General features: G+C 67.4%; 13 protein-coding genes. 8 read left to right on the forward strand and 5 right to left on the reverse strand.

All coding sequences use genetic code 11. The features are described 5' to 3' along the window. Window positions 1–253 precede the first annotated feature (253 nt). The 3 genes from PO605_RS12630 (at window position 254) to PO605_RS12640 (ending at window position 4,084) form a co-directional block, all read left to right on the forward strand. Window positions 254–2,542 carry a TonB-dependent hemoglobin/transferrin/lactoferrin family receptor gene (locus PO605_RS12630; RefSeq protein ID WP_334313804.1) on the forward strand — a complete coding sequence of 763 codons (2,289 nt, stop codon included), beginning with the start codon at window positions 254–256 and terminating at the stop codon, window positions 2,540–2,542. A 70-nt stretch (window positions 2,543–2,612) separates the two neighbouring features. Continuing rightward, a complete protein-coding gene (locus tag PO605_RS12635) occupies window positions 2,613–2,966 on the forward strand; it encodes a hypothetical protein (RefSeq protein ID WP_016447606.1) in 354 nt (117 codons plus the stop codon). Further along, window positions 2,963–4,084 (forward strand): hemin-degrading factor, encoded by a 1,122-nt coding sequence (locus PO605_RS12640; RefSeq protein WP_047475400.1) that lies wholly within the window; start codon window positions 2,963–2,965, stop codon window positions 4,082–4,084. Before PO605_RS12635 ends, PO605_RS12640 begins: the two co-directional genes overlap by 4 nt. A gap of 36 nt (window positions 4,085–4,120) precedes the next feature. Here the strand turns inward: PO605_RS12640 and PO605_RS12645 are convergent, their stop codons facing one another. Beyond that, window positions 4,121–4,402 carry a DUF2798 domain-containing protein gene (locus tag PO605_RS12645; protein ID WP_016447604.1) on the reverse strand — a complete coding sequence of 94 codons (282 nt, stop codon included), beginning with the start codon at window positions 4,400–4,402 and terminating at the stop codon, window positions 4,121–4,123. 144 nt (window positions 4,403–4,546) lie between these two features. On the opposite strand from PO605_RS12645, the gene PO605_RS12650 reads away from it, so the two are divergent. Continuing rightward, entirely contained in the window at window positions 4,547–5,491 is a 945-nt protein-coding gene (locus PO605_RS12650; protein ID WP_047475398.1) for a LysR family transcriptional regulator, read from the forward strand. An 8-nt stretch (window positions 5,492–5,499) separates the two neighbouring features. Here the strand turns inward: PO605_RS12650 and ppsR are convergent, their stop codons facing one another. Then, window positions 5,500–6,321, reverse strand: coding sequence for a posphoenolpyruvate synthetase regulatory kinase/phosphorylase PpsR (ppsR, locus tag PO605_RS12655; protein ID WP_016447602.1), 822 nt, complete (start codon window positions 6,319–6,321; stop codon window positions 5,500–5,502). A gap of 208 nt (window positions 6,322–6,529) precedes the next feature. Here ppsR and ppsA point away from each other — a divergent pair, with 208 nt between their 5' ends. From ppsA to PO605_RS12675, 4 genes are all read left to right on the forward strand, one after another. Then, window positions 6,530–8,920 carry a phosphoenolpyruvate synthase gene (gene ppsA, locus PO605_RS12660; RefSeq protein ID WP_016447601.1) on the forward strand — a complete coding sequence of 797 codons (2,391 nt, stop codon included), beginning with the start codon at window positions 6,530–6,532 and terminating at the stop codon, window positions 8,918–8,920. 17 nt (window positions 8,921–8,937) lie between these two features. After that, on the forward strand, window positions 8,938–9,300 hold the full coding sequence (locus tag PO605_RS12665) for a DUF4212 domain-containing protein (RefSeq protein WP_016447600.1): 363 nt from the start codon (window positions 8,938–8,940) through the stop codon (window positions 9,298–9,300). After that, window positions 9,293–11,383 carry a VC_2705 family sodium/solute symporter gene (locus PO605_RS12670; protein ID WP_016447599.1) on the forward strand — a complete coding sequence of 697 codons (2,091 nt, stop codon included), beginning with the start codon at window positions 9,293–9,295 and terminating at the stop codon, window positions 11,381–11,383. The genes PO605_RS12665 and PO605_RS12670 overlap by 8 nt, the downstream gene beginning before the upstream one ends. Before the next feature lie 203 nt (window positions 11,384–11,586). Then, window positions 11,587–12,102: a hypothetical protein gene (locus tag PO605_RS12675; RefSeq protein ID WP_016451268.1), complete on the forward strand. Its 516-nt coding sequence runs from the start codon at window positions 11,587–11,589 to the stop codon at window positions 12,100–12,102. Between the two features lie 132 nt (window positions 12,103–12,234). Here the strand turns inward: PO605_RS12675 and PO605_RS12680 are convergent, their stop codons facing one another. The 3 genes from PO605_RS12680 to PO605_RS12690 all read right to left on the reverse strand — a co-directional run bounded on the left by PO605_RS12680 (window position 12,235) and on the right by PO605_RS12690 (window position 14,282). Beyond that, window positions 12,235–12,588 carry an FKBP-type peptidyl-prolyl cis-trans isomerase gene (locus tag PO605_RS12680; RefSeq protein WP_012206859.1) on the reverse strand — a complete coding sequence of 118 codons (354 nt, stop codon included), beginning with the start codon at window positions 12,586–12,588 and terminating at the stop codon, window positions 12,235–12,237. A gap of 79 nt (window positions 12,589–12,667) precedes the next feature. Then, window positions 12,668–12,973: a winged helix-turn-helix transcriptional regulator gene (locus tag PO605_RS12685; protein ID WP_012206858.1), complete on the reverse strand. Its 306-nt coding sequence runs from the start codon at window positions 12,971–12,973 to the stop codon at window positions 12,668–12,670. A gap of 220 nt (window positions 12,974–13,193) precedes the next feature. Next, window positions 13,194–14,282, reverse strand: a complete 1,089-nt coding sequence (locus tag PO605_RS12690; RefSeq protein WP_047475396.1) for a Bug family tripartite tricarboxylate transporter substrate binding protein — start codon at window positions 14,280–14,282, stop codon at window positions 13,194–13,196. Between the last annotated feature and the right edge of the window lie 104 nt (window positions 14,283–14,386).

Here is a 14,386-nt window from a genome sequence, read left to right on the forward strand (position 1 = left end):
CCGGCGCTGTCAGGCGCGTGCCTTGCCGGCGCAGGTGGCACACAGATGGCTGTCCAGCAGCCCGGTGTGCCAGCAGGGATTGCGCCAGGGCCTATGCGCCAGATCAAATCAATGAATGAGAACTATTCGCATATAATTTTTCTTCATCCAGCCAGCACATGACGCGCCAACGGCTGGCGGGCCGACCGCCAGCCGCTGCAACCAGAAGCCAGCTCTCGCACATCCATGTTGATCAGAGAGAGAGGGCTTCGCAATGGCTTATGACTTCGCAATGCAATCATGCGCCCGGCGGGCGCGCCATCCCCTGGCCGCCGCCTGCGCGCTGCTGTGCGCCTCCGCTGCCCTGGCCCAGGGGCCGGGGCAGGCCGCCGCAGACGCGGCAAATGCCGCAAACGCCGGAGATGCCGACACGCAATTGCTGGCGCAGGCCGCGTCCGGGGCACGGACCCGTGCCCCGGCCCTCAAGGAGATGGTGATCAGCGCCTCGCGCGAGGTGCAGGACCCTGACACCCTGCCCATGAGCATCGACGTGATCGACGCCGGCCGCATGGAGCGCGAGCAGGCCAGCGACATCCGCGAGATGGTCAACCTGCTGCCCAATGTCGATGTGCCGCGCGCCCCGGCCCGCTTCTCGCTGGCGGCCTCGTCGGCCGGGCGTGACCAGAACAGCGGCTTCAACATCCGTGGCCTGGATGGCAACCGCGTGCTCATGCTGGTCGATGGCGTGCGCCTGCCGCGCAGCTACAGCTTCAGCGCCAACAGCTTCGGCCGCGACTACCTGGACCTGGGCCTGGTGCAGCGCGTGGAAATCCTGCGCGGCTCCACGCCTGCGCTGTATGGATCGGACGGCATGGGCGGCCTGGTCAACTTCGTGACCGTGCAGCCGGACGATCTGCTGGGCAGGGACAAGCGCATCGCCGGCCGCGTGGCTGCCGGCTATGACGGCTCGGACAACGGCCGCAAGCTGGGCGCCACCGTGGCGGGCCGAGTCAGCCCGGAATGGGCCTGGCTGCTGTCGGCGGGCCTGGGCCGCTCCCGTGCGCTGGAGAACATGGGCACGAACAACGTGACGGGCGCGGCGCGCACCACGCCCAATCCCGAGAAAGACCGCAGCGAATCGCTGATGGGTCGCCTGGTCTTCACGCCCAGCGCCGTGCAAAAGCATGTCTTCACCTTCGAGAACGTGGACAAGCGCGCCGACTACGCCCTGCTGTCCGCGCGCTCGGCCACCGTGGCCAATTCCGACTCGCGCACCGACATGAAGCGCTGGCGGGCCAGCTGGCAGGGCCAGTGGCAGCAGCTGGGCACGGCGCTGGCCGACGAACTGCAGCTGATGGCCAGCTACCAGAAGTCCGACGCGCGCGAATTCGTCACCGAGACGCGCATCGGCCTGCCCTACCGCGAGCGCGACGTGACCTATGACGAGGACGCGATCCAGCTGCACGCCCAGGCCAGCCGCCTGCTGCGCTGGAGTTCCTCGGCCAGCGGCAAGTTCACGTACGGGCTGGACTACCTCCGCAACAAGGTGGTCAACGTGCAAAACGGCATCACGCCGCCCGTGGGCGAGAGCTTCCCGCTCAAGCGCTTCCCTGACACCACCGAAAGCGCCACCGCCCTGTTCGCCCAGGCCGAACTGCACAACGGCCCCTGGAGCGTGACCCCGGGCCTGCGCGCCGAGCACTACAGCATCAAGCCCCGGCAGAACGGCTTTGTGCCCACCGTGGTCAGCAACTCGGACTCCGCGCTCTCGCCCAAGCTGGGCGTGATGCTGCAGGCCAGCCCGGTCTGGTCCGTCTATGGCAACTATGCGGCAGGTTTCCGGGCGCCCAACGCCGGGCAGATCAACGCCTTCTTCGAGAACCCGGTGGCGTTCTACCGCAACATTCCGAATCCCGACCTGCGGCCCGAAAAGAGCCAGACCTTCGAGCTGGGCCTGCGCGGGCGCATGGACAGGCTGCGCCTGGACGCCGCCGTGTTCACGGCGCGCTACAAGGACTTCATCGTCGACCAGCAACTGGTTGCGGGCCAGCCCGGCAACGCGGCCAACCCCGCCATCTACCAGTCCATCAACGTGGGCCGCGCCCGCATCAGCGGCTTCGAACTCAAGGCCGACTACGACTGGGGCCGCTGGGCCGGCGGCGACTGGCAGACGCGCCTGGCCTACGGCTACACCGACGGCAAGGACACGCAGTCCGACAAGCCGCTGGACACCATCTCGCCCCAGCAACTGGTGCTGGGCGTGCGCTACGAGCGCTCTGTCGTGGGCGTGCAGTTCAACGTCTCGCACTGGAGCGGCAAGAAGGCCGGCGACGTGTCCAACGGCAGCACGGCCTGGCTCAGCCCCTCGGCCACGGTGCTGGACCTGAGCGCGCAATGGCGCATCCGTCCCGACCTGCGCCTGAACGCCGGCATCTACAACCTGACCGACAGGAAGTACTGGCGCTGGTCCGATGTGCGCGGCCTGCTGGCCACCACGGCGATTGCCGACGCCTACAGCCAGCCGGGGCGCCATGCGCGCGTCTCGCTGATCAAGGATTTCTGAAGCCCGGCGCCTGAAGGCCAGGCGCCGCGACCCGTGTCCCTACGATGTTTTGCAACGCAAGGAGAGCCCCATGCACCGTACCGAGAGTGAAAGCCTTGCCCGTGACGAGGAATACCTGCTGGCCGAAGGCGAGGCCCAACTGGCCGCCACGCTGGCGCTGATGACCGGCTTCGGCCACGGTTGCTGCGAGGCCCACCGGCCCGCCATTGCCGGCAAGGTGGCCGATCAACTGCAGGGCCTGTCCGGCGACAGCAGCTTTTCGCCGGACATGCGGGCCTTGCTGCAACGCCTGCAGCGGCGCTGGCAGGCGGTCTCCGAGGCCAGCGCCGCGCAGCGCGCACCCCGGGCCGAGGCGGCGGCCGAGACCCGCCATCCCTCCGTTGCCCACGCGCTCTGGCATGCCCCTTTGGAGACCCTGCAATGATCACCACCGCCGCCGCAGCCTGCGATGACCTGCTGATTCCCGTCAATGCGCCCGACGTGCGCCAGCGCTTTGCCCAGGCACGCCAGAGCGGCCTGCGTGCCAAGGAGGCCGCCGAATCCATGGGCCTGCCCGAAGGCGCCGCCATCGGCGCCCACGCGGGCCTGCATGACGGCGGCCTGCAGGTCGTGCCGCTGCGCGCGCAGTGGCTGCAGGTGCTGCGCGCGCTGCAGGACTGCGGCACCGTGATGGCGCTCACGCGCAATGAGTCCACGGTGCATGAGAAGACGGGCGTGTACCAGAAGCTCTCGGCCAGCGGCGGCGTGGGATTGGCGCTGGGCCGCGAGATCGACCTGCGCCTGTTCTTTGCCCAATGGCATGCCGGCTATGCCGTGACCGAGCAGCCCGCCCAGGCTGGAAGGCCGGCCACGCACAGCCTGCAGTTCTTCAATGCCCATGGCCGCGCCGTGCACAAGGTCCATGCGCGCGAGTCCACCGACATGGCAGCGTGGGATGCGCTGGTACGGCGCTTTGCCGAGCCCAGCGCGGGCTACCTGTTTCGCCATGCCCGGCCCAGAGCGCTGCCGCAGTCCGACAAGGTCATCGACGTGCACGGCCTGAGCGCCGCCTGGGATGCCCTTCAGGACACGCATGAATTCTTCGACCTGCTGCGCCGGTTCGGCGTGGAGCGCCAGCAAGCCTTCCGTCTGGTCCCCGGCCATTGCGCGCGGCTGGCACCCGAGTCCGTGGCCCAGTTGCTGGGCGATGCGGCGGTGGACGACCTGCCCATCATGGTCTTCGTGGACAGCGGCGGCTGCATCCAGATCCATACCGGCCCCGTGCACAACATCCAGCCCATGGGCACGCCCGGCGGCGCGCAATGGATCAATGTGCTGGACCCCGGCTTCAACCTGCATCTGCGCTGCGACATGATCGCCAGCGTCTGGGCCGTGCAAAAGCCCACGGCCGATGGCGTGGTCACCTCGGTCGAGGCCTTCGACGCGCAGGGCGATCTGATGGCCATGTTCTTTGGCGAGCGCAAACCGGGCCTGGCCGAACTGCCGGGATGGCGCGAGCTGGTGGCGGGCTTGCCGCGCTTGGCAGTGCAGACACTGGCCTGAGCGGCCCAGCCCCTGGAAAGAGCCGGCCGGGCCGCCTCAGAGATGCACGGTGGCGGCCACCAGCCTGCCCACCAGCGGACGCACCACCATCACGCAGACAAAGGCCACGGGCATGGCCAGCACATAGGTCTGCATCACGCGCCGCAGGTAGTCGGCGCCCAGGCCGCTGTTGGCGCCGACGATGGCGCAGCACATCAGAAACGCCATGATGGCCGACATGTAGAAGGCAAAGACGATGGGCGCGAAGCGGCGGTGCAGCTTGCGGCTGCGCGGTGCCGCAGGGGTTGCGGGAGCGATGGAGGCAGAGGTATCGGGCATGAAGGCGTATCCGGTCAGGCCGCTTGTCGATTCGGCGCGGCAAGTGCGCAACTGTAGGCAAGGCCCGGGCCGCCGTGTAGAGGGCTGCAGCTTGGTGTACTCGTAAGCTATATTGATGAATTGATTTTTCATCCATAGGTTTTTGTGCCTAATCTGCGCTCCATCGAGACCTTCGTCAAAGCCCTGGAAGGCGGCTCCATCGCCTCGGCCGCGCGCCAGCTGGGTATTTCTCCGGCGGCGGCCAGCCAGAACATCGCCCGGCTGGAGCGCGAACTGGGCACGCGCCTGATCACGCGCACCACGCGCTCCATGGCGTTGACCGAAGCCGGCGAGCGCTATCTGGCACGTGTGGGCCCTGTGCTGCAGGAGCTGGAAAAAGCGCAGTCCGACCTGTCGCAGCTGCATGGCGAACTGCAGGGCCGGCTGCGCATCGCCTGCATGGCCGCCTTTGGCCGCCATGTGCTGGCGCCGCTGCTGCCGGCCTTTGCCGCGCGGCATCCCCGGCTGGAGCTGGAGTTGCTGGTGGTGGACCGGCAGGTGGATGTGCTCAAGGAAGACGTGGACATCAGCGTGCGCTACCGCGATGTGCTGGAGCCCGGCATGGCCGTGCGCCAGCTGGCGGCCGTGCCGCGCGTGCTGTGCGCCTCGCCGGCCTACCTGCAGGCCCACGGCAGGCCGCAGACCGCGCAGGACCTGCTCGACCATGACTGCCTGCTGTACCGGCGCGAGGCCGATGGCCGCTTCATGCGCTGGCCGTTTTCACGCGACGGCAAGCGCGTGGACCCGCAGCTGCGCGTGACCGCCATCGCCAGCGATGTCGATGCACTCACCGAAATGGCCGTGGCCGGTGGCGGCATCGTCTGGATCGGCAGCTTCATCGCCCACCGGTACATGCGCGAAGGGCTGCTGCAACCGCTGGCCCTGGGCCCTGCGCGCAAGGGGCAGCTGCACTTCGATGACACCACGCTGGATTTCTTCGCCTGCTTTCGCGACCGCCAGTACGTGCCGACCAAGGTGCGTGCCCTGGTGGACTATCTGGTCGAGACGCTGCCGCAGCAGCCCATGCTGCGCTGGAACGCCTCGGCCTGAGACCGGGTTCAGTGCCCCAGGTGCTGGGGCAGGACTTCCTGCAGGATCGTGGTGGCGATTTCCTCGATGGACTTGGTGGTGCTGGACAGCCACTGGATGCCGCTGCGGCGCATCATGGACTCGGCCTCGGCCACCTCGTAGCGGCAGTTGGCAAGGCTGGCGTACTTGGAGTCGGGCCGGCGCTCGTTGCGGATGCTGGACAGGCGCTGGGGGTCGATGGTCAGGCCGAACAGCTTCTTGCGGTAGGGCACCAGGGCGGGCGGCAGCTGCTTGCGCTCGAAATCCTCGGGAATCAGCGGGTAGTTGGCCACCTTGAGACCGAACTGCATGGCCAGGTACAGGCTGGTGGGCGTCTTGCCGCTGCGCGAGACGCCGACCAGGATCACGTCGGCGCCCGTCAGGTCCTGGTGGGTCTGGCCGTCGTCATGGGCCAGCGTGTAGTTGATGGCCTCCATGCGCTCCAGGTATTCCTTGCTTTCGCTGATGTCGGCGAAGCGGCCCACGCGGTGCAGCGACTTCTGGCCCAGCTCCAGCTCCAGCGGCCGCACGAAGGTGCCGAACATGTCGAATACCTTGCCCTTGCATTGGCTCTCGATCAGGTCGAGCATGTCCTGGTTGACCAGGGTGGTGAAGACGATGGGCTTGTGGCTTTCCGACTCGGCCACATGGTTGATCTGCCGCACGGCCTGGTGGACCTTGTCCATGGTGTCCACGAAGGGGATGCGGACCAGGCGCGACTTGGTGTCGAACTGGGCCATGATGGCCGTGCCAAAGGTCTCGGCTGTAATGCCAGTGCCATCGGAGATGACGAAGATGGTGTGGGTGTGCATGGTGGTCGGGCTCTGGACAGGGGGCTGCCGTCGGTTCACGGCAAACGCCTACAATGGCGCCCATTATTCCCAATTTCCCATCCATGCTCGCTGCCGGCCTCCAACCAGAACAGCAAAGCCTCGCGCACGCCTGCGTGGGTGGATCGACCGTGCCCGGCTTTGGCAGCCGGGGCGGCGCACTACGGTTTTCAACTTCTGGAGCTTTCCCATGTCTCAACTGTTCGAGGCCACCGCCCTCGTCGTTCCGTTTGAACAACTGAGGATGACCGATGTCGAGTCCGTAGGCGGCAAGAACGCCTCGCTCGGCGAAATGATCTCGCAGCTGCCGCAGGGCGTGCGCGTGCCCACGGGCTTTGCCACCACGGCCCATGCCTTCCGCCAGTTCCTGGCCCACGACGGCCTGGCCGACAAGATCAGTGCCAAGCTGGCCGCCCTCGACGTGGAGGATGTCCGCGCCCTGGCCCAGGTCGGTGCCGAGATCCGTGCCCTGGTCGAGAACCAGCCCTTCCCGGCCGATCTGGAGCAGGCCATCCGCGAGGAATTCGTGCGCCTGCAGGGCGGCAACGAGGCAGCCTCGTTCGCCGTGCGCTCCTCGGCCACGGCCGAAGACCTGCCCGACGCCTCGTTCGCGGGCCAGCAGGAAACCTTCCTGAACGTGGTGGGCATCGAGTCGGTGCTGCACAAGATGAAGGAAGTGTTCGCCTCGCTGTACAACGACCGCGCCATCTCCTACCGCGTGCACAAGGGCTTTGCCCACGACGTGGTGGCCCTGTCGGCCGGCGTGCAGCGCATGGTGCGTTCCGACCTGGGCGCGGCCGGCGTGATGTTCACCATCGACACCGAATCGGGCTTCGAGGACGTGGTCTTCATCACCTCCAGCTACGGCCTGGGCGAGACCGTGGTGCAGGGCGCCGTCAATCCTGACGAGTTCTATGTGCACAAGCCCATGCTCAAGGCCGGCAAGAAGGCCCTGATCCGCCGCAACCTGGGCTCCAAGCTGATCCAGATGGTCTTTGCCTCGCCCGAGGAAAAGGCCGCCAGCGGCAAGCTTGTCAAGACCACCGACGTGGCCCATGAGCTGCGCAACCGCTACTCGCTGTCCGACGAGGACGTGCAGCAGCTGGCCCACTATGCCCTGGTCATCGAGCAGCACTATGGCCGCCCCATGGACATCGAGTGGGGCAAGGACGGCACGGACGGCCAGCTCTACATCCTGCAGGCCCGTCCCGAGACCGTGAAGAGCCAGGCCAAGGGCCAGGCCGAGCAGCGCTATGCCCTCAAGGGCACGGGCAATGTGCTGGCCGAAGGCCGCGCCATCGGCCAGAAGATCGGCACGGGCCCGGTGCGCCTGGTCAATGACATCGCCAACATGGACCAGGTCCAGCCCGGCGACGTGCTGGTGACCGACATGACCGATCCCAACTGGGAGCCGGTGATGAAGCGCGCCTCGGCCATCGTCACCAACCGTGGCGGCCGCACCTGCCACGCGGCCATCATTGCGCGCGAGCTGGGCATTCCGGCCGTGGTCGGCTGCGGCAACGCCACCGATCTGCTCAAGGACGGCACCCTGGTCACCGTCAGCTGCGCCGAAGGCGATACCGGCAAGATCTATGACGGCCTGATCGAGACCGAGGTCACCGAGGTGCAGCGCGGCGAGATGCCCGCCATCAAGACCAAGATCATGATGAACGTGGGCAACCCCCAGCTGGCCTTCGACTTCGCCCAGCTGCCCAACGAGGGCGTGGGCCTGGCCCGCCTGGAGTTCATCATCAACAACAACATCGGCGTGCACCCCAAGGCCATCCTGGACTATCCCGCCGTGGATGCCGACCTCAAGAAGGCCGTGGAGTCCGTGGCCCGTGGCCATGCCTCGCCGCGCGCCTTCTACGTGGACAAGGTCGCCGAAGGCGTGGCGACGATTGCCGCCGCCTTCTGGCCCAAGCCCGTGATCGTGCGCATGTCGGACTTCAAGTCCAACGAGTACCGCAAGCTCATCGGCGGCAGCCGCTACGAGCCCGAGGAAGAGAACCCCATGCTGGGCTTCCGTGGCGCGGCGCGCTACATCTCCGAGGACTTCGGCGAGGCCTTCCGCATGGAGTGCGAGGCACTGCGCCGCGTGCGCGAGGACATGGGCCTGACCAACGTGCAGATCATGATTCCCTTCGTGCGCACGCTCAAGCAGGCCGAGCGCGTCACCCAGCTGCTGGCGGCCAACGGCCTCAAGCGCGGCGACAACGAACTCAAGCTCATCATGATGTGCGAGGTGCCCTCCAACGCCATCCTGGCGGACGAGTTCCTCGAGTTCTTCGACGGCTTCTCCATCGGCTCCAACGACCTGACCCAGCTCACGCTGGGCCTGGACCGCGACTCCGGCCTGGAGCTGTTGGCCGCCGACTTCGACGAGCGCGACCCCGCCGTGCGCAAGATGCTGTCGCGCGCCATCAAGGCCTGCCTGGACCAGGGCAAGTACGTGGGCATCTGCGGCCAGGGCCCATCCGACCACCCTGACTTCGCCCAATGGCTGGCTGACGAAGGCATTGCCTCCATCTCGCTGAATCCCGACAGCGTGGTCGCCACCTGGCAGCGCCTGGCGCAGTAAGGGCTGGCAGCGTCGCCATGCATACGCCGGACGCGCACTTGCATGACGACGCAGTCGGGGGACCGTCCGAAGGCGAGACCTTCGCCCCCGACCTGCACGACATCCACCATCTGTGGCTCAAGGCCGTGCTGCTCGCGGTCTGGGTCGCCGTCTCCTTCGGTGCCTGCTACTACGCACGCGACCTGCAGGCGCTGGTCCCCGACTGGCCGCTGGCCTACTGGTTCGCGGCCCAGGGGGCAGTCCTGATGTTCCTGGCCATCGTCATCGTCTATTGTCTGTCCATGGACCATTTCGAGCGCCGCGAGGCCCGGGCCGCTGCCCCGTCTGAACCCGCCGCCCCGCAACCGCCCGCCCCGCCGTCGCCTCCCGGCCATGGCTGAGCGCTCGCTGCTGACGGCCGCCTCCCGCTGGCGGCTGCACCGCATCGTGGCCCTGTACACGCTGGGCGTGCTCGGCTTTCTGGCCCTCATGTTCTGGGCCGAGCAGCAAGGCCTGTCGCGCCACTGGATAGGCCCCATCTTCCTGTTCTTCACCGTCATGGTCTACGCGGCCATCGGCGTGTACCTGCGCACCAGCGATCCCGAGGAGTACTACGTCGCGGGCCGGCGCATCCCGCCCTTCTACAACGGCATGGCGGCAGCGGCGGACTGGGTCAGCGCGGCGTCCTTCATCAGCCTGTCGGGGGCGCTGTACCTGCAGGGCTTTGCCGGCGTGCCGGGGCAGGCCGGCGGACTGGCCTACCTGCTGGGCTGGACGGGCGGCTTTTGCCTGGTCGCCATGCTGATCGCGCCGCACCTGCGGGCGATGAAGCTCTACACCATTCCCGACTTCTTCCAGCAGCGCTACGGCGGGCGCTGGCCGCGCGTGATCGCGGCGCTGGCTGCCGTGACCTGCTCGTTCACCTACGTGGTGGCCCAGATCTACGGCGTGGGGCTCATTGCCTCGCGGCTGACGGGCGTGCAGTTCGAGATCGGCATCATGCTGGGCTTGGGCGGTGTGCTGCTGTGCTCCTTCCTGGGCGGCATGCGTGCCATCACCTGGACCCAGGTCGCGCAGTACGTGGTCATCCTGCTGGCCTTTCTGATCCCCGTGTCCTGGCTGGCCTACCGGCAGATGGGCAATCCCGTGGCGCCGCTGGCCTATACGGCCCAGCTCGGCCAGATCGCGGAGATGGAGCAGCGCCTGCTGGACTCGCCGGCCGAACAGGAAGTGGTCGCCGCCTACCGCCTGCGCGCCGAGGTGCTGGAGGACAAGCTCAAGGACGTGCCGCGCGTGCTGGCCGCCGAGCGCCAGCAGCTTTCCGAGCGCATACGCGATCTGCGCACGCGCAGCGGCGACATTGGCGCCATCATGGCGGCCAGCCGCGAACTGGCCGCCATGCCGCGCGACGAAGCGACTGCGCGCGCCCTGTGGACACGCCAGCTGCAGGAGATGCGCGAGCGCGAGAAGCCGCTGGGCGGCATTCCGCTGCACAGCCTGCCCTTTGCCGGCAACCCCGATGGATCGGCCGAGGAACGTCAGGTCTACGAGGACAGCCGGCGCAACTTCCTGGCGCTGATGTTCTGTCTCATGGCCGGCACGGCAGGCCTGCCGCATTTGCTCACGCGCTACTACACGGCGCCCTCGGTGTCGGGGGCGCGGGCCTCGGTGGGCTGGACGCTGTTCTTCATCGGCGTGCTGTACATGAGCGCGCCGGCCCTGGCCGTGCTGGTCAAGTTCGAGGTCATGAACAACCTGGTGGGCATACGCTTCGACGAATTGCCCACCTGGATGGCGCAGTGGGCCCGGGTCGATGCCTCGCTGCTGGCCGTGGAAGACGTCAATGGCGACGGTGTCCTGCAGTTCGGCGAGATCCGCATGGGCGCCGACCTCATCATGCTGGCCACGCCCGAGCTGGGTGGCATGCCCTACGTGGTCTCGGGCCTGGTCGCGGCGGGCGGCCTGGCCGCCGCGCTGTCCACGGCCGATGGCCTGCTGCTGACCATCAGCAATGCGCTGGTGCGCGACTTGTACTTTCGCGCGCGGCGGCGCCGCGCCTCGCCCGAGCAGCGCGTGATCCTGTCCAAGTTCGCGCTGCTGGTGGTGGCGCTGTCGGCCGCCTTCGTGGCCTCGCGCCGTTCCTCGGACATCCTGCCCATGGTCACGGCCTCGTTCTCGCTGGCGGCATCGGCCTTTGTTCCGGCCATGGTGCTGGGCATCTTCTGGCGCGGCACCACGCGTCGCGGGGCGGTGGCCGGCATGCTGGCCGGCCTGGGCATCACCGTCTACTACATGGTCTCGCACGTGCCCGCGCTGCAGCCTGTGTTGCCCGAGGCGCTTCATGCCCGCCTGTGGTGGGGCATACAGCCGATTTCCTCGGGTGTCTTCGGCGTGCCGGCGGGCCTGCTGGTGACCTGGCTGGTCAGCTGCCTGGACCCGCGCCGGCGCGCTGCGGCGCGCTCCGTGCCAGGGCGCGTGGCCTGACGCGGCATGGGCTCCATGGGCCGACGACATTGCCAACGAAATTGCCAACGAAATTGCCAATTTTTGTCTTGATGGCAGATCTGGATCAGTCCCGGCCCAACTGAAGCCCGCGCGTGCTGGAAAACCCGCTTTTGGGAGCCGGAGGCTCATGACACGCTGCGAGCCGTGTCCGATCCGATCCCCTGCAGAGAATTGCGTCCGCCATGCATCTTGTGAAAACGTCCGCCGGCCAACAGGCATTCAAGGAACGCCATGCCGATCTCTCTCCCCGGCTGCGCTCGGCCTTTTTGCTGTTTGACGGCCAACGCAGCGTGGCGCAAGTGCTGCAGGCCGTTGCCGGCATGGGCGTGACCCAGGACGAAATCCTGGCGCTGGTGGAGCGCGAATGGCTGGCGCCCCGCGATGCAGCCGAACCCCGGCTGGGCGTGGTGGCCGTTGCGGCGCCTGCCGTCACTGCTGCCGCCGCATCGCCGGCCCAGCCTGCCGGCGATGCGTCTGCGCCATCCGAGCCTTCGCTGGCCGTGCGCTACCGCAACGCCTATCCGCTGGCGGTGGCCATCACGGCCAATATGGGGCTCAAGGGATTCCGGCTCAACCTGGCCGTCGAGGCGGCCATGGGCTACGACCAGCTCGTGGCGCTGGCCCCGCGCCTGCGCGAGGCTGCCAGTCCCGCCAGCTATGTGCCGCTGCACGAGGCGCTGTTCGGCAAAGCCCCCTGAGCGAGAAGCCGCCCCCACGCTGTCCTTGCCGCGCAAGGTCCGATGCTCCTGGGGGCTCTTGGGACGGTCCGCAAATGAAAAAAGGCAAGGCGCCTTCGCGCCTTGCCCTTGCGTGGGCCAGCGGGTGCAGGCTCAGACGGCCAGCAGCTCCACATCGAACTTCAGCGTGGCGTTGGGCGGGATCACGCCGCCAGCGCCGCGTGCGCCGTAGCCCAGTTCGGCCGGGATGATCAGGGTGCGCTGGCCGCCCACCTTCATGCCTTGCACGCCTTCGTCCCAGCCCTTGATCACCATGCCGCCGCCCAGGGGGAAGACGAAGGGATCGTTGCGGTCCTTGCTGGAGTCGAACTTCGCGCCTTGCACGCCGTTGTTGTAGAGCCAGCCCGTGTAGTGCACGGTCACGCTGCGGCCGCGCTGGGCCTCGGCGCCGTCACCCACGACGGTGTCTTCATACTGCAGGCCGGATGCGGTGGTGGTGAAAGCCATGGTGGTATTCCTTGAGAGAGAAACGGTGGGGGAAAAAGACTGTCCGGCGGCAAGAGGGCGAAGGGCCTGGCCGCAAGAATCACTTCTTGGCGCGCGCGGCCACCCAGCGGTTGGCGAATGCCTGCACATCGGACAGGCGCTTGAGCAGGTCCTGGCCGGCCAGCGTCACGGTATAGCCGTCGGAGCCATGCTCCAGCAGCCCGCATTCGCGCAGTTCCTTGATGCGGGTGTTCAGCGTGTTGGGCGTGATGCCGCCCACGCTGTCTTGCAGCAGTCGAAAGGTCTGAGGATGGCCGTCACGCAAAGCCCACAGCACGCGCAACGCGTAGCGGCATTCGAGTTTCTCGAACAGCTGGTTGATGGCGGCGTTTTCCTTGGAGCTCATGACGCTTCTCCTTGCGCAATGGTGTGTGTGAGCCGGCGGGGGCATCCGGGTGGGACGCGCGCCGAGCCAAGTCCCGGGGAACTATAGCTCTGGATCCATTCTGCTACAAGTTTGGTAGCTCAAAACCCACAGCGGCAATGCGCTTCGCTAGAGGAATACGCGAATCTCCGAACCAGTGTTGCAGGCCCGCCACGCAACCTGCCCGCTGGACTTCGGTTTCTCAGCTCTTGAGTTTGAGCAGATAGGTCATGACGCTGGCCGTGGTGTGCTCCAGCTCCAGAAAGCCGCTGAAATCGCGGCCTGCCTGCCACGAAGGCTCCCAGCGGTTCTGCCGCAGGGCGCGCTGCCAGCTTTCGTGCTGGGTCGCCTGCTCCACGGCGCCCAGCAGGGCCTGGGCGCGTGCGGCGCTGACCTGCTTGCCCGTGAAGACGGCGCGCCAGTTGGCCATGTCGGCATCCAGTCCCTGTTCGCGGAACGAAGGCAGGCCGAACAGGCTGCGGCGCGAAGACACGCCAATGGCGCGCAGCCTGCCGCTGGCCAGGGCTTCGCTGAACTCGCTGTAGCCGGACACACCCATGCGCGCATCGCCCTTGAGCAAGGCCTCCACCACCTGGGCGCCGCCCGGAAAGGGCTTGTAGACCAGTTGCTCGGGCACCGCCTTGGCGGCGCGCGTGAGCAGGCCGGCAAACATGTGGTCCACGCCGCCGGCCGAGCCGCCCGCAAACGACTGGTGGGCCAGATCGCTGCGCAGCGCGGCGACCAGGTCCTTGGCATTGCGGATGGGGGAGTCGGCAGGCACGGCCACTACCAGATAGTCGCTGGTCAGGCGGGCAATCGGCTGCACGTGCGACATGTTCACGGCCGGCTTTTGCAGCGCCACGGCACCGACCATGACCATGCCGCCGATCAGCAGCGCATCGGGGTCCTGGCCATGGCGTTCGACAAACTGTGCCAGGCCGATGGTGCCGCCCTTGCCGCCCAGGTTTTCATACTCCACGCGATCTGCCGCGCCGCATGCCACCAGGGCCGCGCCCAGTGCGCGGCCGGTCTGGTCCCAGCCGCCCCCGGCATTGGCCGGAATGACGATGCGCAGGCTGGTCGCCACGCGCTGGGCGCTGCCGGCCGCCCGTGTCGCATGGGCTGCAGGTGCTGCCGCTGGCGGTGCGGCATGGGCCAGAGGAGAGCACAGCATGGCCAGGGCAGCGCCCTGGGCCAGCATCTGGCGGCGGTTCTGGCGCATTCCATCGGCGGTATGGGCGGCGGTATGGGAGGCGTTGGCGGCGGTTTGCGAAAAGCTCGGAAGGCGCATGCAGTCTCCAATCGGGTTCGCGCGCCATTGTGGGCGCAAATGAATCAGAAAAGCAGATTATGTAAGCATGTGCGTCAGCTGCTTGACACAACACAGTACAGCGC

The organism is Delftia sp. DT-2, assembly GCF_028401915.1.
GTDB classification, from domain to species: Bacteria; Pseudomonadota; Gammaproteobacteria; order Burkholderiales; family Burkholderiaceae_C; genus Comamonas; species Comamonas tsuruhatensis.